Source organism: Acidithiobacillus ferridurans, from assembly GCF_003966655.1.
GTDB classification, from domain to species: Bacteria; Pseudomonadota; Gammaproteobacteria; order Acidithiobacillales; family Acidithiobacillaceae; genus Acidithiobacillus; species Acidithiobacillus ferridurans.
Map to the genome: position 1 here is coordinate 1,209,256 of NZ_AP018795.1, position 14,077 is coordinate 1,223,332.

17 protein-coding genes are annotated in these 14,077 nt (G+C 61.3%); 6 read left to right on the forward strand and 11 right to left on the reverse strand.

The features are described from left to right. Window positions 1–10 precede the first annotated feature (10 nt). On the reverse strand, window positions 11–904 hold the full coding sequence (locus AFERRID_RS06195) for a LysR substrate-binding domain-containing protein (protein ID WP_126604584.1): 894 nt from the start codon (window positions 902–904) through the stop codon (window positions 11–13). A gap of 90 nt (window positions 905–994) precedes the next feature. Here AFERRID_RS06195 and AFERRID_RS06200 point away from each other — a divergent pair, with 90 nt between their 5' ends. The 3 genes from AFERRID_RS06200 (at window position 995) to AFERRID_RS06210 (ending at window position 5,271) form a co-directional block, all read left to right on the forward strand. Then, window positions 995–2,557 carry an MFS transporter gene (locus AFERRID_RS06200; RefSeq protein WP_126604585.1) on the forward strand — a complete coding sequence of 521 codons (1,563 nt, stop codon included), beginning with the start codon at window positions 995–997 and terminating at the stop codon, window positions 2,555–2,557. Between the two features lie 133 nt (window positions 2,558–2,690). After that, a complete protein-coding gene (gene argS, locus AFERRID_RS06205; RefSeq protein WP_126604586.1) occupies window positions 2,691–4,430 on the forward strand; it encodes an arginine--tRNA ligase in 1,740 nt (579 codons plus the stop codon). Window positions 4,431–4,437: 7 nt separating this feature from the next. Next, window positions 4,438–5,271 (forward strand): SPOR domain-containing protein, encoded by an 834-nt coding sequence (locus AFERRID_RS06210; protein ID WP_126604587.1) that lies wholly within the window; start codon window positions 4,438–4,440, stop codon window positions 5,269–5,271. On the opposite strand, the gene AFERRID_RS06215 is transcribed toward AFERRID_RS06210, so the two are convergent. Both AFERRID_RS06215 and rsmA read right to left on the reverse strand, forming a co-directional pair. Continuing rightward, window positions 5,237–5,704 (reverse strand): YbjN domain-containing protein, encoded by a 468-nt coding sequence (locus tag AFERRID_RS06215; RefSeq protein ID WP_113526239.1) that lies wholly within the window; start codon window positions 5,702–5,704, stop codon window positions 5,237–5,239. The genes AFERRID_RS06210 and AFERRID_RS06215 overlap by 35 nt on opposite strands. Beyond that, entirely contained in the window at window positions 5,701–6,507 is an 807-nt protein-coding gene (gene rsmA / locus AFERRID_RS06220; protein WP_172959341.1) for a 16S rRNA (adenine(1518)-N(6)/adenine(1519)-N(6))-dimethyltransferase RsmA, read from the reverse strand. The genes AFERRID_RS06215 and rsmA overlap by 4 nt, the downstream gene beginning before the upstream one ends. Before the next feature lie 62 nt (window positions 6,508–6,569). On the opposite strand from rsmA, the gene AFERRID_RS06225 reads away from it, so the two are divergent. Beyond that, window positions 6,570–7,124 (forward strand): HNH endonuclease, encoded by a 555-nt coding sequence (locus AFERRID_RS06225; RefSeq protein ID WP_113526238.1) that lies wholly within the window; start codon window positions 6,570–6,572, stop codon window positions 7,122–7,124. A gap of 26 nt (window positions 7,125–7,150) precedes the next feature. Here the strand turns inward: AFERRID_RS06225 and pdxA are convergent, their stop codons facing one another. The 8 genes from pdxA to AFERRID_RS06265 are packed head-to-tail and all read right to left on the reverse strand — an operon-like array spanning window position 7,151 to window position 12,378. Further along, the gene (gene pdxA / locus AFERRID_RS06230; protein ID WP_126604588.1) at window positions 7,151–8,152 is read right to left on the reverse strand and encodes a 4-hydroxythreonine-4-phosphate dehydrogenase PdxA; all 1,002 of its coding nucleotides are present in this window, start codon (window positions 8,150–8,152) and stop codon (window positions 7,151–7,153) included. Continuing rightward, window positions 8,149–8,412 carry a S4 domain-containing protein gene (locus tag AFERRID_RS06235; protein WP_126604589.1) on the reverse strand — a complete coding sequence of 88 codons (264 nt, stop codon included), beginning with the start codon at window positions 8,410–8,412 and terminating at the stop codon, window positions 8,149–8,151. Before AFERRID_RS06235 ends, pdxA begins: the two co-directional genes overlap by 4 nt. Before the next feature lie 2 nt (window positions 8,413–8,414). Beyond that, window positions 8,415–9,335, reverse strand: a complete 921-nt coding sequence (locus tag AFERRID_RS06240) for an ABC transporter ATP-binding protein (RefSeq protein WP_113526235.1) — start codon at window positions 9,333–9,335, stop codon at window positions 8,415–8,417. Continuing rightward, complete coding sequence (locus AFERRID_RS06245; protein ID WP_126604590.1) at window positions 9,328–9,645, reverse strand: STAS domain-containing protein; 318 nt, start codon at window positions 9,643–9,645, stop codon at window positions 9,328–9,330. The genes AFERRID_RS06240 and AFERRID_RS06245 overlap by 8 nt, the downstream gene beginning before the upstream one ends. Next, the gene (locus tag AFERRID_RS06250) at window positions 9,642–10,280 is read right to left on the reverse strand and encodes an MlaC/ttg2D family ABC transporter substrate-binding protein (protein WP_126604591.1); all 639 of its coding nucleotides are present in this window, start codon (window positions 10,278–10,280) and stop codon (window positions 9,642–9,644) included. Before AFERRID_RS06250 ends, AFERRID_RS06245 begins: the two co-directional genes overlap by 4 nt. A 16-nt stretch (window positions 10,281–10,296) precedes the next feature. Next, on the reverse strand, window positions 10,297–10,755 hold the full coding sequence (mlaD, locus tag AFERRID_RS06255) for an outer membrane lipid asymmetry maintenance protein MlaD (RefSeq protein ID WP_126604592.1): 459 nt from the start codon (window positions 10,753–10,755) through the stop codon (window positions 10,297–10,299). Between the two features lie 14 nt (window positions 10,756–10,769). Continuing rightward, a complete protein-coding gene (gene mlaE / locus AFERRID_RS06260; protein WP_113526231.1) occupies window positions 10,770–11,552 on the reverse strand; it encodes a lipid asymmetry maintenance ABC transporter permease subunit MlaE in 783 nt (260 codons plus the stop codon). Between the two features lie 34 nt (window positions 11,553–11,586). Further along, window positions 11,587–12,378, reverse strand: a complete 792-nt coding sequence (locus tag AFERRID_RS06265; RefSeq protein WP_232027836.1) for an ABC transporter ATP-binding protein — start codon at window positions 12,376–12,378, stop codon at window positions 11,587–11,589. A gap of 320 nt (window positions 12,379–12,698) precedes the next feature. Between AFERRID_RS06265 and speD the strand changes: the two genes are divergently transcribed. Together speD and speE are read left to right on the forward strand one after the other, a co-directional pair. Then, on the forward strand, window positions 12,699–13,100 hold the full coding sequence (gene speD / locus AFERRID_RS06270; protein ID WP_113526229.1) for an adenosylmethionine decarboxylase: 402 nt from the start codon (window positions 12,699–12,701) through the stop codon (window positions 13,098–13,100). Between the two features lie 115 nt (window positions 13,101–13,215). Then, window positions 13,216–14,052 (forward strand): polyamine aminopropyltransferase, encoded by an 837-nt coding sequence (gene speE, locus AFERRID_RS06275; RefSeq protein ID WP_126604593.1) that lies wholly within the window; start codon window positions 13,216–13,218, stop codon window positions 14,050–14,052. The last annotated feature ends 25 nt before the right edge of the window (window positions 14,053–14,077 follow it).

Sequence of the window (14,077 nt, forward strand, 5' to 3'; positions counted from 1 at the left end):
CTGCGCCGCCTCAGTCCGGCGTCGCCAGCAGGTCCAGGAAAGCGCGCACCGCCCGCGACTGGAAATCGGCCTGAGGGCGCATGAGGTACAAGGTCCAGAACAGGCCATGGGGCGGATCGAGGCGCAGGGAAGCCAGCGGCCAGCGTACCTTATCCAAGGCCTCTACCGACGCGAAACCTATGCCCAGCCCGGCGGCGACGGCGTCTCGCAGCGCCTCCACCCCGGTCACCTCAACGCTGTAGCGCGCCCGCAATCCGGCACGGACAATGGCCGCCTCCACCCGCCGGCGGATCCCCGAATGCGGCTCGCGCCAGACGATAGGTTCCGCCAATACCTCCTCCCAGCGTACCCACCCCCGGCCCGCCCGCACCCAAGGATGATCCTGGGGAAGGATCGCCACCAGTTCATCCTCCCGCCAGGCCTTCAACTCCATATGCGGCGGTAAGCCACTGCGCTCTATCTGTTCTTCGGTGAACAGTAGATCCCAGGCACTCAACGGCAGGTTGTCGGTCAGCGGTCCGGTCCTGAGTTGCAGTTGAACGCCGGGATAGCGTCCGCGAAAACGCGCCAGATGCTCCATGAGAAAGTAATTCGCCACGGTATTGCTGGCCGCGATGCGCAGGCTTCCTTCCTGCAGTGCATGCCGCCGCGCCGACCAGTTTTCCACTTCGCCGAGACCTTCCCGCAGGCGACGGGCATAGGGCAGCAGGGACTCTCCCGCGGCGGTCAGACGGATACCCCTCCCGGCGCGCTGGTACAGGGGCTCGCCGACCGCGGCCTGCAGTGCGCGCAACCGCTCGGAAACCGCCGGCTGGCTGCGCCGCAGGATCTGCGCTCCGGCACCTACTCCCCCAGCCTCCGCCACCGCCAGAAAGGTCAGCAATTCCTCTGCATGTATTCTCATAGGTATTTCCGATGATTCAACGTAAATCAATCTATTAGTTGAATATTAGTGTTGGCGTTAAATTATGGCAACTTTCGAGGATCCAACGGCGTGGAAACATTACCATCCCTCTCCCAAACCTGGCCCCTCTTCGCGGGGGTCGGCCTTGCCCTTGGCATGGGCTCTTTCGATGGCGCCGCGCTACAGGGCATTTTTCCCTACGTCGCGGGCGGCCTCTCCACCAGCAGCGATCACGCCCTCTGGACGCTCACCTATTTCATCGTCCATTGGTCACTGGGGATCTCCCTGATGCCGTGGACAACCGCCCGCTTCGGCATGCGCCGCGTCTTTCAGGTGGCGGTTATCGTGGCCATGGCAGGCACCCTCATCAGTGCGGTGACCGACAATCTCTGGATCATGCTGCTGTCCCGCGCCCTGCAGGGTATCGCCGCCGGAATTCTTGTCCCCCTCAGCCAGAGCCTCTTTTTACGCCACAGCCCGAAAGCACGCCACGGCATGGTCACCATCTTCTGGAGCAACGCCATGCTGGTGCCATTTTTCTTCGGACCGGCCATTGGCGGCCTGTTGGCGACAGAACTCGGCTATCGCAGCATTTTTCTGCTGTCCTTGCCGATCTGGGGCGTCGCCCTGTTTCTGGGCAGCACGGGCATTCCCAAAGATCGCGGTGATCCCCGGACGCCGCCCTTCGACGGCTGGGGTTTCGGCCTGCTCTACGGCGGACTGATGAGCATGCAGGTGGTGCTGGATCAGGGCGAGCAGTACGGCTGGTGGCATTCGGCCTTCATCCTGAAAATGACCCTGTTCGCCTTCGTCTTCCTGCTGCTCTTTGCCTGGCGCGAAAGCGAGACCCGCCATCCCCTGCTGCAACTGCGCTTCTTGCGTCGGCGCAATTACTGGCTGGGGCTGCTGCTGCTGTGCCTGGGCTGGGCCATGTTCATGGGCTGGGCCTCCCTGCTGCCCCTCTGGGCGGAGGAAACACTCGGTTTCAATGGTTTCTGGGGGAGTGCGGTGCTCGTTCCCCTCGCCCTCGGCGCCATCCCTTTATCGACCCTGATGGACCGTCTGCAGGGATTATTGGGTCTGCGCCGCCTGACGACCCTCTGCTTTGCCATTTTTGCCTTCGCCTACGGCAGCGCCTATCTCAGTCCCATCAGCAGCCTGGGCGACCTGTTCTGGCCGATACTATTCATCGGCACGGGCGTGGGCATGCTCTTCGTACCGCTCACCATGGTGATTCTCTCCGGCCTCGGCGCCCAGGAAATTCCGTCAGCCGCCACCACCAGCAATTTCATTCGCGTCTTCAGCGCCAACATCGGGGTGAGTCTGCTGAGTGTCTACTGGACCCGTTACAGCGCCCTCGCCGGCGACCACCTGCGGAGCCACGTCAGTCGCTTTGGCCGGCACACCACACTCTCACCTCAGCACCTGCACGCCCTGATCAGCGCGCAGGCGGACACCCTGAGCATCGACAACCTGCTGCGCCTGTCTATGTGGGCCTGCCTGGCAGCAGCGGTTGCCGCCTACGTCTTTATCATCCCGCCGCGCGTTTTGAGAGGCGCCGATAGCCCGCGCAATTATGTGGAGGAGGAAGAGGACGAGTTTTCCTTATCCGCCCGTGCGCCCGTCGGGGAGGGCGCAGGCATCTCTTCTTGAGGCGGCCACCACATTCCGGGCAAGGGACCAGATCTGCGGTTATGCCGACAGAGTATCCAGAACACGCCACCTCTGCCGTAAAATGTTTGCTTCGGTTACACTAAGGCAAAAATTTCGTGCATAAGGTAGCCCTGTGAAAGCATTTGTCAGCCAGGCCCTGCAAGGGGCGCTTCAACAACTCCACGCCCAGGGCCGCATTCCAGGGATTCCCGCCACCCTGGAGCTGGATCGCCCCAAGCAGGTGGAACACGGCCATCTCGCCAGCAACGTCGCCCTGCTCCTCGCCAAAGCAGTCGGGCGCAAGCCCCGCGACATCGCCAACGACATCGTCGCAGCGCTGCCTGCCTCGGACTGGATTGCCCGCACCGAGATTGCCGGTCCCGGCTTCATCAATTTCTTTTTGCAGCCTGCCGCCTTTCACGCCGTCATTCAACGGGTACATACCGAAAAAGAGCGCTTCGGCGCCAACCGGAACGGCGTCGGCCAGCGCCTGCAACTGGAGTTCGTCTCCGCCAACCCCACCGGCCCCCTGCACGTCGGGCATGGGCGCGGCGCCGCCTATGGCGCCAGCCTCGCCAACATCCTCCGCTTTAACGGCTTCGACATCTTTTGTGAATACTATGTCAACGACGCCGGGCGGCAAATGGACATTCTCGCGGGCAGCGTCTACCTGCGCTACCTCGAAGCCGACAAGGCGCTGCCCTGGCCCTTCCCGGAGAACGGTTATCGCGGCGACTATGTGCGTGAAATAGCGGCCCATCTCCGGGAGCAGGTCGGCGACCGCTTACGGCACGCGGCGGCCGGATTACCAAACCTGCCCCAGATGAGCGACGGCGATATCGCCATCGACACCCTCATCGCCCACCTGAAGCAGTCGCTCGGCGAAGACTATCGCACCCTGCACCGCGCTGGACTGAACGAGATTCTCGCCGACATCCGTGACGATCTGGAGGGCTTTGGCGTGCATTACGAGCGCTGGTATTCCGAGGGCAGTCTGATGGATACGGGGGCGGTCGATACCGCCGTCGCCGCCCTCGAAAAAGCCGGACACTGTTACACCCGGGAAGGCGCCCTCTGGTTCCGCGCCACCGCCTTTGATGACGACAAGGACCGGGTTCTGCGTCGCGACAATGGCGCCTATACCTACTTTGCCTCCGATGTGGCCTACCATGCCGAAAAATTTGCCCGCGGCTTCACCCACGTCATCGACATGTGGGGTGCGGACCATCACGGCTATGTGCCCAGGGTCAAGGCCGCCCTGCGCGCCCTCGGCCTCGACGACCAGCAACTGGAAGTCGTCCTCGTCCAGTTCGCCATCCTCTATCGCGGTACGGAAAAGATCTCCATGTCTACCCGCGCCGGCGAGTTCGTCACCCTCCGTGAACTGCGCGAGGAAGTGGGCAATGATGCCGCGCGCTTCTTCTATGTGCTGCGCCGCGCCGACCAGCATCTGGACTTCGATCTGGAACTGGCCAAAAAGCACTCCGAGGAAAACCCGGTATTTTATGTCCAGTATGCCCACGCCCGGGTCTATTCCCTGCTGCGCCAGTCGGTAGAAAAGGGACTCAGCCTGCCGCCAGCAGACGGCGTCGGCCTGGAAATTCTGCAGGAGTCCCGCGAAATCGCGCTTGCCGACACCCTCTGGCGCTTCCCGGAAGTAGTGGCCACGGCGGCCCGGGATCGCGAACCGCACCAGATCGCCTTCTACCTCAGGGAGTTGGCGGCAGCATTTCACACCTACTACAATTCGACCCGAATTCTGGTGGAGGAAACACCGCTACGCCACGCCCGCCTGACGCTCTGTCTGGCCGTCGCACAGACTATTGCCAATGGGTTACGGCTGCTTGGCGTCAGCGCGCCGGAACAGATGTAAAAGGATCATGCGCGACTACAAAAATCAGACCAGCCGCCCGCAAGCGCAGGAGCCGCGCCCACCCGTCCCGCCCCGACAACGGGTAACTCCGGAAGATGATGCCGAGGCAACACCGTCCCCTCGGGCACGGCACTGGCCCTGGGTGTTGCTGCTTCTGGTGATCGCACTGAGTGCGGGGGTCTGGTGGTGGATTGCGCAACTCCCCATCGCCACCGGCAGGCCAGGCCTCACCCGTAGCGGGACGGAACCAACGACGGTGGCGACCTCCAGCAACAACGCGGCGGCAACCGGGCAGAAACCGCCTGGCAGCCCGGCAGCCACCCGACCGTCAGCGGCCGCACCGATTAGCGCGGTCGCACTCTCCTCGCGGGGCGGCCCACTCACCGTCGCCACCTCCGCTGCGGCTTCCACGACCTCCACAGCCGCCACCCGCAGCGGCGTCGATTTCAATTTTTATCAGATATTGCCCGCCATGCATGTGGATATTCCAGCCGACATCCTCGGCAGCGGTCCCGGTATCCCCAGTGCAGCGACCGCCAGCAGTACCAGTGCCGTTCACCAGCCGGTGACCATTCAGGTAGGCGCCTTCACCAACCGCGCCGCCGCCGTCGTGCTGCGCGATCGCCTCGCCCTGCTGGGGGTCAGCACCCAGATGGAAAAGGCGGAAGCGGGCGATAACAGCACCCTCTACCGGCTCCGCACCAACACCTTCGATTCTCTGGCAGCGGCCCAGCCCACCCTTGCCAAAATCCGCGGCATGGGCATCACCCCGCTGCTGCTGGGCAGCGGAATCATCGGCTCCGGGGTCAATGTACCGCTGTCGCAATCTCCAGCGCCTTAATCGCGGCAGCCGGGGTTTCCTGGCCACTCAGCACCCGTTCCAGCCCTGGCAGATAGTGGTTGATGGTCTCTACGCCAACCAGCAGATAAGGACGCAGCAGGGTAGTGCTCAACACCGTGACAGGCGCCTGGAGAATCGTCTTGAAGTTGATTTCTCCATCCTCCATATCGAGCTCAAAGTTACCCAGAGCCAGTCCATAGTTGGCACGAGTCAGAAACTCCGCCACCGCCATGCGTTTTTCCATCGTTATCTCCAGATTCTGGGGACGCAGGTAAAACAGGATACGCTCCCGTTCGCCGTGCACGTGGCAAAAAATATCCAGAACGCCATTGGGGACCTGCACCGCGCAAGTCAGAACCGGATAATCAGGCAGTGTTTTCGCTTCCCATTCCAGTTCGGCAAACAGCCTCTCGGCAACTTCCAAATGATTCACGATCGGTCTCCCTGTTCAACAGTGGCCTCGGCGAGGCGAAAAAAGGCGGTCTGATCCAGCGTCTCGGCGCGGCAGCCGGGATCGATCTGCAAACCCCGCAAGTCGTCCGCACTCAAAATGCCGCGCAGATTATTGGCGAGGGTCTTGCGGCGCTGGGCAAAACTGGTGGCCACAATCCGTGCGAAGGGCGCCTGCAGGTGCGGGGGCAGCAACCCCGGACGATGCGGTATCAGACGCATGAAGGCCGAATCCACCTTGGGCACCGGAAAGAAGTTTCCCGGGGCCACCGTGAATAGGGATTCCACCGCGCAGTGCGCCTGTATCATCACCGAAAGTCGTCCGTAGGCCTTGCTTCCCGGCACCGCCACCACCCGGTCCACCACCTCTTTTTGCAGCATGAAGTGCATATCCCGCACCTGTTCTGCGTGTTCCAGAATATGGAAAATCAGCGGTGTCGCTACGTTGTAGGGGAGGTTACCGACTATCCGCAGGGCATTCCCGGCGCCGGCCAGCGCCGCGAAGTCGACCTCCAGTGCATCGGCCTGCAAGACCCGCAACTGCTCCGGCGGCGCGAGCGCGCGCAAACCGGCAATCATATCCCGATCCAGTTCCACCACCGTGAGCTGCGGCAAGAGGCGCAGCAGGGATCTGGTCAGTGCCCCCGGCCCCGGTCCAATCTCCACCAGATGATCGCCGGACGCCGGGCGGATAGCCGCCACAATGCGCTCGACAATCTGCGGCTGAACCAAAAAATTCTGCCCGAAACGTTTTTTGGCGCGCGGCAGCCTCCCCTCTTGCATCATCAGCGCATCTTCGTGCTATATTCGGTCGACGCCTCCAGCAGGCGATACGAAACGGAAAGTCTATGCACCTCGTGCTGCGCCTTGACGTCGGTGGTCGTCCCATGGCCTGGGAAACCTGGGAAGAAGCCGCGGCCCATTATGTCCGGGGTAACGTTGCCTGGACACTGGGGAATCCTTTCTTTACCGCCCACGGCGGCATCTGCCGCCGCAGTGGTGTCCTCTCGCAACTCGACATTCATCCGGTCATCGCCGTCCGCGGTCGCCATCAGGGCAAGATTCGGCCCCCGGCCCTGTCCAATCAGACCTTGTTCCATCGCGATCATCATCTCTGCATGTACTGTGGCAAACATTTCCCTCTCCGCGAACTCACCCGTGACCACATCATTCCCATCTCCCGCAAGGGCAGGGATATCTGGACCAACGTGGTGACTGCCTGCCGCAGTTGCAACAGCCGCAAGGACAATCGCACCCCCGAAGAGGCCCATATGCCGCTGCTCGCGGTGCCTTTTACTCCGACCTGGGCCGAATATCTGCTGCTCAGTAACCGGCGCATTCTCGCCGATCAGATGGAGTTCCTGATCGCCCAGGTGCCGGAAGGACGCTATCGCGTTTTTTGAGACTGCAGATCGGCGCGCCGTCGGCATCAGCAACTGGCGGCGCGCCGGTTGCGAACGATTTCCGCCGCGCTGTCCAGGGCCCGGAGCAGGCTGCCGCCTTCTGCCCGGCCTGTGCCCGCGATGTCCAGCGCCGTGCCGTGGTCCACACTGGTGCGCACGATGGGCAAGCCCAGAGTAATATTCACCGCCTCACCGAAGGCATGGTACTTCAGCACCGGCAGACCCTGATCATGATACATGGCCAGTACCGCATCGGCGCCTTCGAGCAGGCGCGGGGTAAACAGAGTATCGGCCGGCCACGGACCGCTGATCCGCAGACTTTCTCCCTGTAGGGCCGCTATGACCGGCGCAATGACATCCTGCTCCTCGTGCCCCAGATGCCCGCCCTCCCCGGCATGGGGATTCAGGCCGGCGACCAGAATACGGGGTTCCGAGAGAGCGAAATCTTCGCGCAACGCCCGGTGCAGAATGCGCAGCGTGCCCTCCAGCCCCTCCTGGGTAACGGCCGCCGCCACCTGCGCCAAGGGCAAATGCGTCGTTGCCAGCGCCACCCGCAAGCCGCGACCGGCAAGCAGCATGACCACCTTCGGGCTGCCACACGCTGCCGCGAGATATTCCGTATGTCCGGTAAAGGGAATCCCCGCGTCGTTGATGATGCCCTTGTGTACCGGGGCCGTTACCAGCGCATCCGCGGCACCTACCCGTAGCAGGTGCATCGCCTTATCCAGAGTAGCCAGTACCGCCGGCGCATTGGCCATATCCAGACGACCGGGCCGACAGGGCTGAGCCAGGGGCACATCCAGCACATGCAACACGCCCCTTTCCAGCGCCGGCCAGGGATTGCCTTCCAGCCAGGGCTCCAGTCGCAGCGACAAGCCCAAAGTCAGGGCGCGGCTGCGCAGACAGTGCAGATCCCCGATGAGCAGCACCCCCGAGGGCAGCGCATGGAAGGCCAGTTGCAAACAGATATCCGGACCAATACCCGCGGGTTCCCCCACGGTCAGCAGCAGGCGTGGCTCCGTGATCATTCCTCAACCTCCCCAGGCAGCACTTCCACCACCCCTTCCGGCCCTTCGATCCGCTGCGGAATACGCAAGACCCGCACCCGCAGGAGACGGTCACGAATATCCATGGTCAGTACATCATCCACCTGCACCAGCGTCCCCGCTTTGGCAACCCGCCCGTTGATCTGCACACAACCGGCATCGCAGATTTCCTTGGCCAGACTGCGCCGCTTGATCAGACGTGACATCTTGAGGAAAAGATCGACGCGCAAATCGCCTGCCAAGCTTAACGCCCTTGTCCGAGAATATCCGTAAATGCATCTTCCAGGCGCGGTTCCTGCAGGTGCAGATCCACGATCTGGGCGGGCAGCGCCTGCAACCGTATCAGGACGTCCCCCAACGGGTTGCTCTGGGCGTCGATTCTGAGTACCCGGGTATTTTCCGCGGCCCCGGTCAGCAGGTCTGCCAACTCGGGAGGAAGTGTGCCCGGATCGTGATCGAAAGTCACCGTCAGTACCCGCCAGCCGGTGCTACGCAGCAATTCATCCTTGTTATCCAGGGCAACGAGTCGCCCCTGCTGGAGAATGGCGATTCGCTGACAAAGCTCTTCGGCTTCTTCCAGATAATGGGTGGTGAGGATGACCGTGTGACCCTCCTCATTATACCGCCGCATGAAACGCCAGAGACCCTGCCGGAGTTCCACATCCACCCCGGCGGTCGGCTCATCCAGCACCACCACCGGGGGCTTGTGTACCAAAGCCTGGGCGATGAGCACCCGCCGCTTCATACCGCCGGACAAGGCGCGCAAATTGGTATCGGCCTTGTCCGTCAGATCCAGCTCCGCCATCAGTTCATCCAACCAGTCGTCATTATGACGCAGCCCGAAATAACCCGATTGCATACGCAGGAATTCCCGCACGGTAAAAAACGGGTCATAGGCCAGTTCCTGTGGTACGACGCCCAACAACCGACGACTTCGGCGAAAATCCTGCTCCACGTCAAAGCCGAATATCTCCGCCACGCCGCTGGAACGGCGCACAGTCCCGGCCAGGATGTTGATCAGCGAAGATTTGCCCGCGCCATTGGGACCCAGCAGCCCAAAAAATTCTCCGGCATGCACATCTAGGTCCACACCCGCCAGGGCCAGATGCCCGCTCCCGTAGAGCTTGCGCAACCCGGCGATGTGAATGGCCAGGGAATCAATCATGGCAAAGGGGCAGAATATCCTGCAGACTGTACAAGCTTGCCAGTTCCCGCAGCTTGGGAGACGCCCCATGAATACGCAGCGGAACGCCCCGTCCGGTGGCCTGCTGCGTCCACTCCAACAGCACGGCAAGGGTAGCGCTGTCTGCCGCATCCAGCTCTGCGACGGAAATCTCCGTACACTCCCGACCGTCCTTCGCCCATGAAAAGAACTGAAGGGCCTTATCCAACTGTGCCACCCGCCAGTCCCCCCGGAGGAACAGCCAACCAGCGCCGTCGACCGTCCGCAGCTCCCAGGCGTTCGCTGCGCTCAAGCGGCTGCCGCCTTTTTGTTTGGCGCGGCGCCTGCGTCATCCTTGGCTTTCATGTCCTGCAACAAGGCGGGGATCCCGCGGCTCGCAGCGATCTGGCCAAAGCTCTGCCGGTAGTTCAGCACCATGCTGACCCCGTCGATGTAGGTGTTGTAGATCCGCCAGGTGTTGTTGGTATAGAGCAGGGCGTAGATCACCGGAACATCCGGTCCACCGCCGTTCTGACGGATCACCATATTCACTTGCGCCACCGGCGGATTCTGGGAAATCTGCTGGCTGCCGGTGATTCTTACGGTCTGTCCATGATAATGGTTGAGCGAATTGCTGTAGGTGCGCACCAGGAGATCCTTGAACAGCACCACAAACTCCTGCTGCTGCGCCGGGCTCATCTGCCGCCAGTATTGCGCCATCACATATTGCGACATGGTGGTAAAATCCATGTGCGGCAGGACGATATCGGCCACTTCCTTCTTCACGGACGGCGTGATGGGCTTGCCTTCGTTCGCGCGTAACACCTTCAGGACACTGTTGGTAAGCTGCTGAACGACCGTTACCGCCCCCTGGGTGTCTTCGGCAGCAGCGGGAAGAGTCCAGCTCAACAGCACAACAAGCAGAGCAACAAACGAAATTTGACGCATACAGAATCCTCCCTATTTACTTGCCCGAGGCCTTACTGAAGACCATCTGGCCGATAAGCTGATCGATATTGACAGCGCTTTGCGTCATGGTAATGGTACCACCCGGCGGTAGGTCCTGAGGCATGCCGCCCGGCTGAATGGAGACATACTGTTCGCCCAGAAGCCCCTCGGTGTAGATGGACGCCCCCGTATCCGTCGGCAACTTCACCTTCGGTTCGATCCGCATCGTCACCTGCGCCATGAAGGTCTTGGGGTTCATGCCGATGTGGGTCACCTCGCCAATGGTCACGCCGCCCAGTTTCACCGGGCTGCGCGGTTTCAGGCTGCCGACATTGGAGAAATCCGCATGCAGGACATAACCGTCGTTGTAGGCGAAGCCAGAGAGGTTGCCCACGCGCAGTGCCAATACGACCAGAGCAGCGATACCGAGGAGCACGAAGATGCCCACCCACCAGTCTATCGCCCGTTTTTCCATGCGTCCTCTACTCCTCAGGTGAATAAAAAAGCCGTGAGAATGAAATCCAGCCCCAGCACCGCCAGTGACGCCGTCACCACGCTGATGGTTGTGGCATTACCCACGCCCTCCGCGGTGGGCTGCGCGGCGTAACCCTGCCAGGCGGCAATCCAGGTCACCACCAACCCGAAGCAGAGGGCCTTGAACAGTCCGGTCAGGATATCTCCGGAAAATGCTACGTTGGACTGCATCTGCGCCCAGAAAGTGCCACCGTCCACACCCAGCACCGGCACCGAAATGAGGTATCCGCCAAAAATGCCGACCAGGTCAAAGATAACGCAGAGGATCGGCACGACGATGATTCCGGCCCAAAGCCGGGGTGCCACGACCCAGGCGAGCGGATTGACCGCCATCATTTCCATGGCACTCAATTGCTCGGTCGCCTTCATGGAACTGATTTCGGCGGTCAGCGCCGAGCCCGCGCGTCCGGCAAAGAGCAACGCCGTGAGTACCGGCCCCAGTTCGCGCAAGAGCGACAGGGCGACCAGGGTGCCCAGCGCCGAGGTCGCGCCGAAACGCACCAGCGCATAATACCCCTGAAAACCCAGTACCATACCCGTGAAAAATGCGGCGACCATCATCAGCAGCAGCGACCGCACCCCAAAGCCGTATACCTGTTTGAGCAGTTGCTGAAGGCTAAAATGACGGTTCGCTACCGCAAACAGGCTCAGCAGCAAAAAGCGCGACGCGGTGCCCAGGTTGGGCACCGTGCGCAGGGTCCGCCGCCCCAGATTCGGTATGAATTCCATAAAAGCCATGTTTAACTCGCCTCGCCCGCTGCCCATACCCCGGTCAGGGCGGTAGCATAGTCATCTTTCGCCGGGTAGTGGAAGGGCACCGGCCCATCGGGCTTACCCCGAGAAACTGCCGTGCCAGTTCCGAATCACTGGCACGCAGGGTATCTGGCGTACCTTCGGCAATGATCTTGCCGCCCGCGAGGATGTAACCGTAATCGGTGATGGAAAAAGTCTCCTGCACGTCGTGGCTGACGAGGATGCTCGTCGCGCCAAGGGCGTCATTGAGGCGGCGGATCAGGGTCGCAATAATCCCTACACTGATGGGGTCCAGGCCGGTAAACGGCTCATCGTAAAATATCAGCATCGGGTCCATCACCATGGCACGGGCCAGCGCCACCCGCCGACCCATACCACCGGAGAGTTCGGCGGGCATCAATCCGGCCGCTCCGCGCAACCCCACCGCCTCCAGCTTCATCAGCACCAGCTTGCGCAGAATGCTCTCGTCCAGCCGGAAGTGGCGGCGCAGAGGAAAGGCGACATTCTCAAAGGCGCTGAAATCCGTAAACAGGGCGCTGTGCTGAAAAAGCATGCCCATACGCCGACGCAGGCGGTACAGGTCCTCAAAGTTCAGCGCCTGCAGATCCTGACCCGCCACCCGTATCCGCCCGGCCTGGGGCGCGAGGGTTCCGGCCATCAGGTTGAGCAGGGTCGTCTTGCCGCCGCCGCTCGCCCCCATGATGGATACGATGGCCCCCTGGGTGATGCGCAGATCCACGCCGTCCAGGACCGTGTGCGGGCCACGGGCAAATTGCACGTTTTCCAGTTCCACAAGCGCCTTAGCGGCCATGGGCACTCTCTGTTTTTGCAGTCATGGGGCGCAGTATAAACCGAACGGTCAGGGTGGGGCCAGATTGCCACTGAAATGGCCGAAAACCCCTAGAAAATCCGCACGTCGCCGCACTCAGAAAACCCTTGCATCCCCTGCATATAAGCGTATAGTTCGCGTTCTGTTTCCACGGCACCGAAAGCAGTTACTAAGGGGGTCAGTCCTTAAGAGATTTGGAGCAATGCATCGTTCCAGCAAGGTAGGGCATAAAACCAAGTACTGTCTGGGGGTGCACGGGAGCTACTTCTTAACCTTTTTTAACTTTGGTAAGGGGGGCACCTATGCGCTCATTGGGACATCAAATCGTTGCAGATTTTTATCACTGTGACGGCAGTACCTTGTCTGATGTTGATTTTGTTACGGATGCCATGCTCGAGGCCGCTCGGCGTGCCAACTGCACCATCGTGACGCAAACTTTTCACCACTTTTCACCCTACGGGGTGAGCGGCGCCGTTATCGTCGCCGAGTCGCATCTGGCCATTCATACCTGGCCGGAATATGGTTACGCAGCGGTGGATATTTTCACCTGCGGCGATATCATCCAGCCCGAGGATGCCTTGAATTATCTCAAGGAAGCCTTTGGCGCCGGGCAAGTCTCCACCATGGAGATGAAGCGCGGGCAAGTGGACATGATGGGTGTTCCCGCCCATGAGTTGCGCGTCAAGCCGGTTCTTTGCGCTTGAGATGACTCACAGTGGTAACGGGTGGACCGGAATCGTCGGTCCACCCTTTTCTTTTGCCCGCAACTTCCGCAAAATCCCTGCGGGCACTCCACCATCCCCGTTGAGAGAGGCGGTTATGAGCACAGAACTGTGGTATACCGAGCGCTATGAAGAGCACGGCGCGGCACTGAGCCTGAAAATCCGCGAAGTGCTGCATCGTGAGCAAAGTCCTTATCAAAATATAGAAATCTTCGAGACCGAACAGTTTGGCACCCTCATGACCCTGGACGGTCTGGTCATGGTCACTGACCGCGACAACTTCCTCTATCACGAAATGATGAGCCATCCGGCCCTCTTTACTCATCCGGCACCGAAACGGGTGCTGATCATCGGCGGCGGTGACTGCGGCACCCTGCGCGAGGTGCTGCGCCATCAGGAGGTGGAAGAAGTCGTGCAAGTGGAACTGGATGAGCGGGTTACCCGCGTCGCCGAGCGTTTTTTCCCGGAACTCTGCGAGAACAACCAGGATCCCCGAGCCCGTTTCCATTTTGCCGATGGAATTACCTGGACCAAAGAGGCGGAAGCGGGACGCTATGATGTGATCATCATTGACTCCACCGACCCGGTCGGACCGGCGGCTGGACTGTTCGCCACGGACTTTTACGCAGCCTGTCATCATGCACTGGCCGATCAGGGCGTGCTGGTCGCCCAGTCCGAGTCGCCGCTCCTGCACGCCGATCTCATCCGCCAATGCCAAGGCCGCATGACGGAAGCGGGCTTCGGCGCAGTGAGCAGCCTGTATTTCCCGCAGTTCTGTTATCCTTCCGGCTGGTGGAGCGCAACCTTGGGACGCAAGGGCCTTGCCATGGATGCCTTCCGTATCGATGCCGCCAGGGCCTTTACCGGCACCCGCTACTACCACGCGGCCATGCAGCAGGCCGCCCAGGTCGCGCCGGCCTTTCTGCTGCCTTGAACGGCCGCCAGCACCGGAAACAACG